Genomic DNA, 12,091 nt, shown 5'->3' on the forward strand with positions numbered 1-12,091 from the left:
TATCCAAGTCCAAATCCAAAGCCGGGGCCCAAGCCGTGGCCCAAGCCGTGCCAGGGGGGCGTCGGGACGACGGGGGTGCCCGCCGGCCTTGCACCGGCCGGCTTCGCGCCCGCCTGCTTCCCACCTGATTGCCGGGCCTTCCGTCAGCCGTCCCCGCCGGCGAGGTCCTGCACCAGGCGGCTGGTCACCGTGACGGTGGTTTCCAGCAGGGGCAGCAGGGCGGCCACCCTGTCGGTGTCGGACGGGGTGTCGTTGATGGCGCGGGCGATGGCGGCCATGCGCGGCGTGCCGAAATTGGCCGCCAGTCCCGCCAGCGTATGGGCGGCCTGCTTCAGTTCGCGCGGGCGTCCGGCCTGCAGCGCGGAGCGGATGGCGTTCAGCTCGCGCAGCGCGGTTTCGGGAAGCAGCTCCAGCATGCCGTCCAGCGCCTCGCCGCCCAGCGCCAGCCGAAGCTCCGTCTGCTTCACCCGGTCGATCAGCGGCAGGGCGGAGAAGCGGTTGCCCTCCGCCTCCGGGCGGCTGGGGACCGGCACCGTCCGCCCCTCGCTCGGACGGGTCGACAGCTCGACGAGAACGGCGTTCAGCTGGTCCCAGTCGATGGGCTTGGTCAGATAGGCGTCCAGCCCGGCGGCCATGTGGCCGTCGCGGTGTTCGGGCAGCGCGTCGGCGGACAGGCCGACGATGGGGATGCGCGCGACCGGCCCATCCAGCCGCCGGATCGCCCGGGCGGTGGAACGGCCGTCCAGCACCGGCATTTCCATGTCGAGGATCAGCGCGTCGTAGCCGTTCCCCTGGATCGCCTCCCCCTGGATCGCCTTCCTCTGGATCGCGTCCCTCTGGATCGCGTCCAAGGCCGCGCGCCCGTCGCTCACCGCGTCGATCCGGTGCCCCAGGCGGGTCATCATCGCGACGATCAGCATGCGGTTGATGTCGTTGTCCTCGGCCAGCAGCAGCCGCAGGGCGACGGGGCTCCGCCCATCCCCGTCCTGGACCGGCGACAAGGCGGGACGGTTGCCCAGCTCCCCGATCGGCGGCGCCTCGGCCATGCGCGTCCGGATCGAGAACCGGAAGACCGAGCCGCGGCCGGGCGCGCTGGACACCGCGATCTCGCCGTCCATCGCCTCGACCAGCCGTTTGCAGATCGCCAGCCCCAGCCCGGTGCCGCCATATTTCCGGTTGGTCGAGACGTCGGCCTGGACGAAGGCGTCGAACAGGCGGGACCGCTGCTCCGCCGTCATGCCGATGCCGCTGTCCTCCACCTCGAATCGCAGGGTGATGGGCTGCGGGCCGGGAGCCTCCGGACTCCAGGCGGCGGGCGGATCGGGCGACCAGACGGCGATCTCGATGGCGCCGCGGTCGGTGAACTTGATGGCGTTCGACACCAGGTTGAACAGCACCTGCCGCAGCCGTGTCGGATCGCCGCGGATGTGGCGCGGCGTGTCGTCGGCGATCGAGGCGGACAGGGTCAGCCCCTTGGCCGCGGCGCGCACCAGGAACAGCTGCACGACATCCTCGACCAGCCGGGGCAGCGAGAAGTCGATCTCCTCCAGCGTCAGCTGCCCCGCCTCGATCTTCGAGAAGTCGAGCACGTCGTTCAGGATGGTCATCAGCGTGCCGGCCGACGAGCGCAGGGTCTTCACGAAGGACCTCTGCTGCTCGTTCAGCCCGGTGCCCATCAGCAGGTCGCCCATGCCGATCACCGCGGTCATCGGCGTGCGCAGCTCGTGGCTCATCATCGCCAGGAAGCGGGACTTGGCGCTGCTGGCATTCTCCGCGGCGATGCGGGCGGCGTCCGCCTCCTCCCGCGCGCGGTCGAGATCCTCGGCGAGCGCGAAGGTCTCCGCCGCCAGCCGGGTCAGCTTGTCCTCGGCGGTGCGCAGTTCCTGCTCCGACTTGCGGCTGCGGGTGACGTCGGCACAGGTGCCGGCGATCCAGCGGACCTGCCCGTCCGGTCCCGGAACCGGCCGCAGCGACAGGGCATTCCAGAAGGTGCTGCCGTCCTTGCGGTGGTTCAGCACCTCCACCGTCAGCGGCCGGGCCTCTTCCAGCGCCGCCCGGATCGCGGCCGCGGTGCCGGGGTCGGTTTCCGGCCCCTGGAGGAAGGCGCCGTTGCGGCCGATCACCTCGTCGGCCGCATAGCCCACCATCCCCAGGAAGGCGGCGTTGCAATAGACGATGGGGTGGCCCGGCCGGGTCGCGTCCATCACCGCGATCCCGGCGTCGCTTGCCTCGACCACGGCGGCGAGCATCGCCGTCTCCGGCAGGGTGCCGAAGGGGGGCTGGCTGGGATCGGCTGGCGGGGACACGGTTGCTGGCGATCCTGGTCGGGGGACGGTTGGGCGTGAGTCGCAGGATAAGGCGTTGTCCAGCCGAATGCCATTCCTCCCCGGCACAATCGGCGACACCCCGAAGGGGCGGATACGGAAAACCGTTAACGACTGCTCAATGATGCATTGAAGAAACTGTATTCTCCGGTGTCCCCGGGATGGGCTGGGGGAAGCCGGACGGAACGGAGAGACTCATGGTGGTGGAGGCAGGCGGAGGCACCCGCCGGATCCGGACGATTCACGACCTGGGTGTGCTGTTGGTCGAGGATGACGACTTCACCCGGAAGCTGATCTCCCGCCTGCTGCACGACATCAGGGTCCGCGTCGTGTTCGAGGCGGCGGACGGCGTGCAGGCGCTCGACATCCTGCGCAAGAGCGGCGAGGACGTCGATCTGGCGATCTGCGACCTGGAAATGCCGCGCATGGGCGGGCTCGACCTGCTGCACGCGCTGCGCACCGCCACCGGCAATCCGCTCGCCGACCTTCCGGTGCTGGTGCTCACCGGCCACCGCGAGGCCGATGTGGTCAAGCGTGCCATCGCCTACGGCATCTCCGGATATCTGGTGAAGCCGGTGTCGAAGGCCGACCTGATGAAGCGCCTGGCCTTCGCCATGCAGAAACAGCAATAGGCGCCGGCGACGGGAGTTCGGCGAATGGGGGGGCATAGGGGGCGGACGGGTGGTCCCGCCGGCCTGCCCCAACCCGCACTGGCGCTTCGCCCGCCCTTGCTGTAGAAGGGAGATCGATGCCGCCGCGACGCGAAAGGTCCATGGTTTCCTGCCATCCTTCGCCCGGCCCGCTCCGATCCCGTTTCCGGCATCGGGGAGAGCCGTGAGCAAAGACCGACCTCCCGGGTCGTCCCCCAGGTCGTACGACGCCCGTCCCCCCGGTGCGTCCCCTCTCCGTGCTCGCGGCCCGGACGGCGCATCGCCGGATGGTGCATCGGCCGCTGCTTCCGGCATTTCGGACGCCCGTGTTTCGGACCTGCTGGACGGGTTCCTGGCAAGCGGCGACGCCGCCATGGCCGGAACCGCAGCCGGCGGCGTCCCGGCGGACCGCGTCTCCCTGGGCGAGGTGATGGACACGCTGGGCGAGCGTGCCTTCGCCGCGCTGCTGCTGATCCTGTCCATTCCCAACATCCTGCCGGTTCCCGGCCTGTCGACTGCGACCGGCGTGCCGATGATCCTGATCGGCGCGCAGATGGCGCTGGGGCGGCATGCGCCCTGGCTGCCGCGCCGCATGCTGGCGGTCACCCTCGACCGCAAGGCCTTCCTCGGCGTCATCCGCCGGGCCAGGCCCTGGGCCGAACGGCTGGAGCGGCGCCTGCGCCCCCGCCTGCCGGCGCTGAGCGGCCCCGCCGCCGAGCGGCTGCTCGGGCTGGCGGTGATGCTGCTGGCCGGGATCCTGGCCCTTCCCATCATGTTCGGAAACCAGCCGCCGGCCCTGGCGATCGCCCTGATCGCGCTGGGGCTGATGGAATCCGACGGCGTCTTCGTGTCGGCCGGCCTCGTCGCCGGCCTTCTGTCCATCGCCATCATCGCCGCCATCCTGCTCGGCATCGGGCAGGCTGCGGTCGCGGTGGCGCAACAATTGATCGGTTGAGGGAGCGCCCTTTGGGCATACCGCCATGATCTGGGAACTTTTGGTCATCGTCCTGCTGATCCTGCTCAACGCCTTCTTCGCGATGTCGGAGATGGCGCTGGTGTCGGCCCGCCGGGCCCGGCTGCAACAGATGGCCGAGGAGAGGGGGGGGATCGGCGCCCGCATCGCGCTGGAGCTGACGGAGGATCCGAGCCGCTTCCTGTCGACCGTGCAGGTCGGCATCAGCCTGACCGGCATCATCGCCGGCGCCTATGGCGGCTCCACCCTGGCGGAGCGGCTGGGCGGCGTGCTGAACGAGCAGGTCGAGTGGATCGCCCCCTACGGCCACACCGTCGCCTTCGCGCTGGTGGTCGCCGCCATCACCTATTTCTCGCTGATCATCGGCGAGCTGGTGCCCAAGCGCGTGGCGCTGATCTCGTCGGAGCGGATCGCGGTGCTGGTCGCCGCGCCGATGCGCACGGTGTCGCGCCTGTCGGCCCCGGTGGTCTGGGTTCTCGGCGTGTCGAGCGACGCGGTGCTCCGGCTGTTGCGGCTGCCGACCTCGCGCGAGCAGACGGTGACCGAGGAGGAGGTCAAGACCCTGATCGCCGAAGGCACCCAGAGCGGCGTCTTCGAGCCGGCCGAGCGCCAGATGATCGAGGGCGTGATGCATCTGTCCGACCGGACGGTGCGCTCGATCATGACCCCGCGCCCGGACCTGATCTGGCTGGACATCGACGACAGCCCGGAGACGGTCGGCCGCGAGATCCGCGAGAGCGGCTATTCCCGCTTCCCGGTCTGCCGCGGCGACGTCGACGAGCTCCAGGGCGTCGTCGCGGCCAAGGCGCTGCTCGACCAGTCGCTGAAGGGCATCGCCTTCGACCTGCGGACCGCCATGGTCCAGCCGCTGGTCGTCCATGACGGCACGCCGGTCTTCCGCCTGCTGGAGCTGTTCAAGCAGGCCAGCGTCCACATGGCGATCGTGGTCGACGAATATGGCAGCGTCGAGGGGTTGGTCACCATGACCGACATCCTGGAGGCCATCGCCGGCGAGATGCCCGACAGCAGCCACGAGAACGAGGCCGGCGCCGTCCAGCGCGAGGACGGCAGCTGGCTGGTCGACGGCATGACCCCGGTGGAGGAGGTCGAGGCGCTGGTCGGCGTCAAGAACCTGAAGGGCGAGGGCGATTTCCACACCATCGCCGGCTTCCTGCTCGACCATTTCGGCCACATCCCGTCGCCGGCCGAGCATTTCCACTGGAACGGCATCCGCTTCGAGGTGGTCGACATGGACGGCCGCCGCATCGACAAGGTGCTGATCCAGCTGAACCCCGAGGTTTCCGAGGGTTAGCCGGTCCCGGACGACCTTCGGTCCGCCGCGAGCGGGAGAGGGTGCCTTCTGCGAAGCGGCGGCAGTCCCCTCTCCCTCGAAGAGGGGGAGGGTTAGGGAGGGGGCATCGGTTGAGGGGCCATCGGTAGAGGGAGCGCCTGGGAACGGATACGAACGGCTCCCCTCAATGGAGCGCTGCCCGCGCCGCGCCGGCCGCTCCGAACGCAGCGGGCTCGCCGGTGTTCGTCCTCCGCACCGCCTCGACCAGATCGCGCACCTCTCCGGTCAGGTCGTCCGCGTTCCAGCCATGGCCGTCGGCGCCGGCCACCACCAGCAGGTGCAGGGTGGTGCGCATCAGCATGCCGGCCTCCCAGCCGTTGGCGCGCTCCGCCTCGCGGACCATCTGCAACAGACCGGTTGCGCAGTTCAGAACCTCGGGGTCGACCTTCATCGGGCGCTCCTCCCCGCCCGCAGGGCGAGATTCGTTGGTCTTGCCAACAATAATCGGAACGCCACCTTGGTCTGTCAAATGCATCCTTGGCAAGCGAGGGAAAGACCTAGGTACCGCCAGCCTCCGCCTGTCCTTCCCCCTGTCACTCCAGCGGCGGCAGGCGGGCGACGAAACGGCCCTTGACCCCCTGCGGCCATTGCTTGAACGGAACGAGCCCGTCCGGGGTGGCGGCATAGGCGCGCAGATAGTCGGTCAGCGTTTCCACCGCCTCCTCGTCGGCGGCCATGTCGCCCAGCACATAGCTCATCCGGCTGGCCGAGCGCACGGCGACGGCGCAGGGCCGGCGGCAGCTCATCAGGCAGCGCAGCGGCCGCAGCCGGACCTGCGCCGCGAGATCGGGAGCGCCGGCCAGCGCCCGTTCCATCAGCGCCAGCAGCTCGGCCCCCGGCCGCACCGCCTCGGGCGGGTCGTCGGGGCGGCGGCAGGTCTCACAGACGACAAGCTCGACGGTCATGATTTCGCTTTCGCAACGATGAGGCGGGCCGGGAGGCGCGGCAGATGTCCGGCAAGCCGGGCCATGCAGAGCTAGAGGCGGGGCGGCGGGCTGTCAACCGGCCGCTTGCGGCTTTGCCGGCCGGCCGCTTCCGGCTTGCCAACGGCGGGCAAACTCCCGACGATGCGGGCGGCCGGGGCATGGTGGCCGACTGGGCGGCAGACCGGGCGGCAGACAGGGAGCGGGGATGGACGGGAGCGGCACTATCGGGACTGGCTGGCCGGCATGACCGCGCGGCAACGCATCGTCCGGGAACGCCGGCAATACAACCAGCTCGCCGCCGACCAGACGATGGAGGATTACGCGCTCCGCTACACCGCGGAGCGGGCGCGGCGCTGGAGCGCGTGGCGCGTCGCCAACACCGCGCTCGGCGCCATCTCCTTCCTGGCCTGCGAGGCGATCGGGGCGGCGGTGACGCTGACCTACGGCTTCGAGAACGCCATGGCGGCGATCCTGGCGGTGGCCGTGCTCAGCATCCTGGTCGGGCTGCCGATCACCTACCATGCGGCCAAGGCCGGGGTGGACATCGACCTGCTGGCCCGCGGCGCCGGCTTCGGCTATCTCGGCTCCACCATCACCTCGCTGGTCTACGCCTCCTTCACCTTCCTGCTGTTCTCGATCGAGGCCAGCATCATGTCGGCCGGGCTGACCATGGTGCTCGGCATCCCGGCGTCGGTCGCCCATGTCATCAGCTCGCTGGCGGTGATCCCCATCGCCATCTACGGCATCCGCGTCATCAGCCGCATGCAGTGGCTGACGCAGCCGGTGTGGATCCTGCTGCAATGCGTGCCGCTGGCCTATTTCTTCCTGCTCGACCGCGAGACGCTGGCGGAATGGATGTCGCTGCCGGGCGTCTATGCGCCGGACGGCGGGCTGGCGCTGCTGCCCTTCGGCATGGCGGCGTCGGTGCTGCTGTCGCTGCTGCCGCAGATCGGCGAGCAGGTCGACTATCTGCGCTTCCTGCCCTCGCAGGCCCGCATCGGCCGGCTGCGCTGGTGGGCGGCGATGCTGGCCGGCGGGCCGGGCTGGGTGCTGATCGGCAGCCTGAAGCTGGCGGCGGGCTCGCTGCTGGCCTTCCTCGCCATCCGCCACGGGCTGCCGGCGGCCGACGCGGTGCAGCCCAACATCATGTACCACGTGGCCTTCCTCGACGTGTTCGGCTCGCCCGCCGCGGCGCTGGCGCTGACCGGCATCTTCGTCGTGGTCTGCCAGATGAAGATCAACGTCACCAACGCCTATGCCGGCTCGATCGCCTGGTCCAACTTCTTCTCCCGCCTGACCCGCAGCCACCCCGGCCGCGTCGTCTGGCTGGTGTTCAACGTGCTGCTGGCGCTGCTGCTGATGGAGATCGGCATCCTCAGCGTGATCGAGAGCATCCTCGGCCTCTACGCCAACGTCGCGGTGGGGTGGCTGGGGGCGGTCGCCGCCGACCTCGCCGTCAACAAGCCGCTGGGCTTCAGCCCGCCGGGGGTCGAGTTCAAGCGCGCCCATCTCTACGACATCAACCCGGTGGGGACGGGGGCGATGGCGCTGTCGGTGCTGTGCTCCACCACCGCCTTCTTCGGGCTGCTGGGGCCGGTGGCACAGGCGCTGGCGCCCTTCATCGGGCTGGTGGTCGCCTTCGCCGCGGCGCCGCTGATCGCCTGGAAGACGGGGGGCCGCTACTACATCGCCCGCCGCTCGCCCGAGCTGCCGGCCGGCGAGGCGGAGCTGCGCTGCTCGATCTGCGAGAACCGGTTCGAGCGGCAGGACATGGCCTTCTGCCCGGCCTACGACGCGCCGATCTGCTCGCTCTGCTGCACGCTGGAGGCGCGCTGCCACGACCTGTGCAAGACCGACAGCCGCTTCGCCGACCAGATCGCCCACAGCCTGCAACGGGTGCTCCCCAAACGGATCGCCGCCGGGGTGCACACCCGCACCGGCCATTTCATCGGGGTGATGACGCTGTTCTCGCTGGTGCTGGGCGGGGTGCTGGTCGTCATCGACTTCCAGTACGCCAATGCCGACGCGGCGGAGCGGGCGGCGATCCACACCGCGCTGGTCGCGGTCTTCGTCTGCCTGTTCATCCTGTCCGGCGTCGCCGCCTGGCTGCTGGTGCTGGCCCATGAGAGCCGCCGCAAGGCGGAGGAGGAGAGCGGGCGCCAGACCGCCATGCTGATGGACGAGATCGCCGCGCACGAGCGCACCGACGCCGCGCTGCAGAAGGCCAAGGAGGTGGCGGAGGCCGCCAACGCCGCCAAGAGCCGCTACATCATCGGCGTCAGCCACGAGATCCGGGCGCCGCTGAACGCGATCTCCGGCTATGCCCAGCTGCTGGAGAGCAACAGCACCCAGCGCCCGCAGGACGCCGTCCGCGTCATCCGCCGCAGCGCCGAGCATCTGTCGAACCTGATCGACGGGCTGCTCGACATCTCCAAGATCGAATCGGGGCTGCGCCGGCTCAGCCGCGACAAGGTGCAGCTGATCGACTTCCTCGACCAGCTGGCCGACATGTTCCGCATCCAGGCCACGGCCAAGGGGCTGGAATTCCGCTATGGCCGGGTGCCGCACCTACCGGCCTGGGTCCACACCGACAGCAAGATCCTGCGCCAGATCCTGATCAACCTGCTGTCCAACGCGGTGAAATACACCGAGACCGGGCATGTCGCCCTGAATGTCCGCTACCGCAGCCAGGTCGCCGAGTTCGAGATCGTCGATACCGGCATCGGCATCCGGGCGGAGGATCTCGACCGCGTCTTCGAACCGTTCGAGCGCGGGCGCGGCGCGGCGGTGCGGGCGGTGGCGGGGACCGGGCTGGGGCTGACCATCACCCGCGTCCTGACCCGGATCATGGGCGGCGACATCGCGGTGCGCAGCACGCCGGGGCAGGGCAGCGTCTTCACCGTGCGGCTGCTGCTGTCGGAGGCGGCGCAGCGGCCGGGCGAGCTGGCGGAGCGCCGGGCGGTCTCCGGCTATGCCGGGCCGCCGATCACCATCCTGCTGGCCGACGACGACCGCGACCATCTGGCGCTGATGACCGACATCCTGCGGCCGCTGGGCTTCGTGCTGTTCACCGCCTCGGACGCCGCGGGCTGCCTGGAGTTGGCGGCGCAATGCAAGCCCGACCTCGCCATGCTCGACATCTCGATGCCGGGGGAAAGCGGCTGGGACGTGGCCGAGGGCTTGCGGCGGCAGTTCGGCGACCGCATCCGCATCCTGATGGTTTCGGCCAACGCCTACGAGGCGCAGGGACCGGGCGACGGCCGGGCGCCGCACGACGCCTTCGTCGCCAAGCCGATCGAGATCCACGCCCTGCTCGACCGGGTCCAGGCGCTGACCGGTCTGGAATGGATCCATGCGGCGGAGCCGGCCGCTCTCCCCGCCACTCCCCCACCCCCAGCCCCGACCCCAGCCCCCACCCCCGAGCCCGCCCCCGAGCCCGCCCCGGTCCCCGCCGCCATGCCGTCCGCCATCCAGCCTGCGGAAAAACCGCCTGAATCGGTTCTGCGTCATCTCGACGACCTGCGCCGGCTCGGCCGGATCGGCTACATTCGGGGGATCGAGGCCAAGCTGGGCGAGATCGAGGCGGAGGATGCCGGTGCCTCGGCCTTCGTCGAACGGCTGCGCGCCCTGTTGCGGGCCTTCGACCTGAAGGGCTACAGGCATGCGGTGGAGACGGCCGCGGCGGCGCTCGAACCGGCGGACGGCGGAAACGGCGATGGGGATGGCGATGACGATGCGGATGGGACTCGCGATGGGGTTGGGGCCGTGACGGGATGAAGCGCCGCGACATGATCCTGGTGGTGGACGACACCCCCGACACGCTGGGATTCCTGACGGAGGCCATCGAACAGGCCGACCTGACCGTGCTGGTCGCCGTGGACGGCGAAAGCGCGCTGGAGCTGCTCGGGCAGATCACGCCGGACCTGATCCTGATGGACGCAATCATGCCGGGGCTCGACGGCTTCGAAACCTGTCGGCGGCTGAAGCAGATCCCCCACCTGTCGCACATTCCCGTCATCTTCATGACCGGCCTCAGCGACACCGAGCATGTGGTCAAGGGGCTGGAGGCCGGCGGCGTCGATTACGTCACCAAGCCGATCGTGGTCGACCAGCTGATCGCCCGCATCCGGGTCCACCTGACCAATGCCCGCGTCGCCTACGGCGCCCGCGCCGCGCTGGACGCCACCGGCCGCTTCCTGCTGGCCGCCGACGGGGAGGGGCGGCTGCTGTGGTGTACGCCGCAGGCCGAACGGCTGCTCGGCTGCCTGATGCCCGGCCCGGACGGGTCGCGCCCGGCTGTCGCCGCCACCCTGGCGGAGGGGCTGACCCGCCTGCGCCGCGCGACCCCCGGAGCGCCCGAGAGCTTCGCGCTGGAGGTGCCGGACGGCGGGGCGAATGGGGACGCGGCAAGGCGGCTGGACTTCTCCTATCTCAGCCCGGCCGGTCCCGACGAATATCTGTTCCGCCTGAGCGAGCCGACCGCCGGCCGGCAGGAGGCGATCCTGCGCGACGTGCTGGGCCTGACCGCGCGCGAGGCGGAGGTGCTGCTGTGGATCGCCAACGGCAAGCCGAACCGCGACATCGGCGAGATCCTGGGCATCAGCCCGCGCACGGTGAACAAGCATCTCGAACAGGTCTTCACCAAGCTGGGCGTGGAGAACCGCGCCTCGGCCGCGGCGCTGGCGATCCGCACGCTCGCAGTACGGGCATGACGCGGTTGCCGGCAACTTGGCGCTTGTATCGGCCCGATTGCCTGTGAAGTATTCCTTCGATTTATAGTCGGAGGGGATGATGAAGCTGTTTCATGGCGAAGTGATTTCGAAGGAATATCAGGCCAAGCGCAAGGAAATGGTTTCCTGGATCGTCGATGTGCTCAATTGCACCGAAGCCAATGCCGCCCAATGCCTGAACGACGTCGAGGGCCATGACGGAACCTCGGTGGGCGGCGGGTCGGGCGTCACCGCGCTGACGGTCCAGGCCGGCGGCAAGACCTGCGAGGTGTTCCACCATTCGGCCGGCAAGCCCGGCACCGAGAAGACGGCGACCGTCTTCTGGATCCAGTACCCGACGGGCCTCGCGAAGGTGGTCGGCCTCGCCAAGCACCAGACCGCGACCACCTATCAGTTCCTGTGGCTGGCCGGTGCCGGCTTCGCCTTCGACAGCGCCAAGAAGCCGACGCTGGGCAGCACCATCAACCCGTTCTGACGCCGCCGGCCTCCCTCCCGGGCCAGCTTCGCCGGGTCAGGCCGGAACGGTGCGTGTCGCCACGATGTGGGCCATGGTGCAGGTCATCACCGGCTCGCCATGCTGGTTCAGCGTGGTGTAGGCCATCCGCACCGTGCCGCGGTCGCCGCGGCGGGATGCCCTGGTCTCCACCACCTCCACCCGGACGCGGATGCTGTCGCCCGGGCGGACCGGCTTCAGCCAGCGCAGCTCGTCCATGCCGGAGCCGCCCAGGCTGGTGCCGGTGACGATCCCGGTGTCGCGCAGCAGCCGGAAGGTCAGCGACAGCGTGTGGAAGCCGCTGGCGATCAGCCCCTGGAACGGGCCGTCCGCGGCGGCGGCCACATCGATGTGGAAGGGCTGCGGGTCGAACCGCAGGCCGAAATCGATGATCTGGCTCTCCGTCAGGGTCGCCCCTTCCGACAGGATCACGTCGCCGATGTGGAAATCCTCGAAATGGCGGCCTCGCATCGTCTCTTCTCTCCCCGGTGGTTTCCCGATCGCAGCAGCAGGGTAGCCCGCCGCGGCAGGATGGCGAAGGCGTTCCTGCGCCGGCATGGGACGGCCAAAGGGCCGGCATGACGCCAGGGCATAGGCCGTATGGCGTAAACCTTTGGCGTAATTCGCATTCCGCCCTCGATCAG

At 69.9% G+C, this 12,091-nt stretch carries 10 protein-coding genes; 6 read left to right on the forward strand and 4 right to left on the reverse strand.

What is annotated here, in order from left to right:
* Positions 1-143: 143 nt before the first annotated feature.
* Positions 144-2,306: an ATP-binding protein gene (locus tag ABMY26_RS29795; protein WP_372399120.1), complete on the reverse strand. Its 2,163-nt coding sequence runs from the start codon at positions 2,304-2,306 to the stop codon at positions 144-146.
* A gap of 215 nt (positions 2,307-2,521) precedes the next feature.
* On the opposite strand from ABMY26_RS29795, the gene ABMY26_RS29800 reads away from it, so the two are divergent.
* The 3 genes from ABMY26_RS29800 to ABMY26_RS29810 all read left to right on the forward strand — a co-directional run bounded on the left by ABMY26_RS29800 (position 2,522) and on the right by ABMY26_RS29810 (position 5,259).
* Positions 2,522-2,956 (forward strand): response regulator, encoded by a 435-nt coding sequence (locus ABMY26_RS29800; protein WP_372399121.1) that lies wholly within the window; start codon positions 2,522-2,524, stop codon positions 2,954-2,956.
* 391 nt (positions 2,957-3,347) lie between these two features.
* Positions 3,348-3,929 (forward strand): exopolysaccharide biosynthesis protein, encoded by a 582-nt coding sequence (locus ABMY26_RS29805; RefSeq protein ID WP_372399122.1) that lies wholly within the window; start codon positions 3,348-3,350, stop codon positions 3,927-3,929.
* Between the two features lie 25 nt (positions 3,930-3,954).
* Positions 3,955-5,259 carry a hemolysin family protein gene (locus ABMY26_RS29810; RefSeq protein WP_372399123.1) on the forward strand — a complete coding sequence of 435 codons (1,305 nt, stop codon included), beginning with the start codon at positions 3,955-3,957 and terminating at the stop codon, positions 5,257-5,259.
* Positions 5,260-5,422: 163 nt separating this feature from the next.
* Here ABMY26_RS29810 and ABMY26_RS29815 read toward each other — a convergent pair whose 3' ends face one another.
* Together ABMY26_RS29815 and ABMY26_RS29820 are read right to left on the reverse strand one after the other, a co-directional pair.
* Positions 5,423-5,689: a hypothetical protein gene (locus ABMY26_RS29815; protein WP_372399124.1), complete on the reverse strand. Its 267-nt coding sequence runs from the start codon at positions 5,687-5,689 to the stop codon at positions 5,423-5,425.
* 142 nt (positions 5,690-5,831) lie between these two features.
* On the reverse strand, positions 5,832-6,203 hold the full coding sequence (locus ABMY26_RS29820) for a DUF1636 domain-containing protein (protein WP_372399125.1): 372 nt from the start codon (positions 6,201-6,203) through the stop codon (positions 5,832-5,834).
* Positions 6,204-6,467: 264 nt separating this feature from the next.
* Here ABMY26_RS29820 and ABMY26_RS29825 point away from each other — a divergent pair, with 264 nt between their 5' ends.
* The 3 genes from ABMY26_RS29825 to ABMY26_RS29835 all read left to right on the forward strand — a co-directional run bounded on the left by ABMY26_RS29825 (position 6,468) and on the right by ABMY26_RS29835 (position 11,429).
* Positions 6,468-10,001 (forward strand): ATP-binding protein, encoded by a 3,534-nt coding sequence (locus ABMY26_RS29825; RefSeq protein WP_372399126.1) that lies wholly within the window; start codon positions 6,468-6,470, stop codon positions 9,999-10,001.
* Positions 9,998-10,936 carry a response regulator gene (locus ABMY26_RS29830; protein ID WP_372399127.1) on the forward strand — a complete coding sequence of 313 codons (939 nt, stop codon included), beginning with the start codon at positions 9,998-10,000 and terminating at the stop codon, positions 10,934-10,936. The genes ABMY26_RS29825 and ABMY26_RS29830 overlap by 4 nt, the downstream gene beginning before the upstream one ends.
* A 76-nt stretch (positions 10,937-11,012) precedes the next feature.
* Complete coding sequence (locus ABMY26_RS29835) at positions 11,013-11,429, forward strand: hypothetical protein (RefSeq protein WP_372399128.1); 417 nt, start codon at positions 11,013-11,015, stop codon at positions 11,427-11,429.
* 36 nt (positions 11,430-11,465) lie between these two features.
* Here ABMY26_RS29835 and ABMY26_RS29840 read toward each other — a convergent pair whose 3' ends face one another.
* Entirely contained in the window at positions 11,466-11,918 is a 453-nt protein-coding gene (locus tag ABMY26_RS29840) for a MaoC family dehydratase (protein ID WP_372399129.1), read from the reverse strand.
* Positions 11,919-12,091 lie beyond the last annotated feature (173 nt).

This window comes from Azospirillum sp. HJ39, from assembly GCF_041507355.1.
GTDB lineage: Bacteria > Pseudomonadota > Alphaproteobacteria > Azospirillales > Azospirillaceae > Azospirillum > Azospirillum thiophilum.

Bases quoted from the DNA above. Each gene is read 5' to 3' on its own strand.
- ABMY26_RS29800 (WP_372399121.1), top strand. From the start codon at position 2,522: ATGGTGGTGGAGGCAGGCGGAGGCACCCGCCGGATCCGGACGATTCAC.
- ABMY26_RS29805 (WP_372399122.1), top strand. From the start codon at position 3,348: ATGGCCGGAACCGCAGCCGGCGGCGTCCCGGCGGACCGCGTCTCCCTG.
- ABMY26_RS29810 (WP_372399123.1), top strand. From the start codon at position 3,955: ATGATCTGGGAACTTTTGGTCATCGTCCTGCTGATCCTGCTCAACGCC.
- ABMY26_RS29815 (WP_372399124.1), bottom strand. From the start codon at position 5,689: ATGAAGGTCGACCCCGAGGTTCTGAACTGCGCAACCGGTCTGTTGCAG.
- ABMY26_RS29820 (WP_372399125.1), bottom strand. From the start codon at position 6,203: ATGACCGTCGAGCTTGTCGTCTGTGAGACCTGCCGCCGCCCCGACGAC.
- ABMY26_RS29825 (WP_372399126.1), top strand. From the start codon at position 6,468: ATGACCGCGCGGCAACGCATCGTCCGGGAACGCCGGCAATACAACCAG.
- ABMY26_RS29830 (WP_372399127.1), top strand. From the start codon at position 9,998: ATGAAGCGCCGCGACATGATCCTGGTGGTGGACGACACCCCCGACACG.
- ABMY26_RS29835 (WP_372399128.1), top strand. From the start codon at position 11,013: ATGATGAAGCTGTTTCATGGCGAAGTGATTTCGAAGGAATATCAGGCC.
- ABMY26_RS29840 (WP_372399129.1), bottom strand. From the start codon at position 11,918: ATGCGAGGCCGCCATTTCGAGGATTTCCACATCGGCGACGTGATCCTG.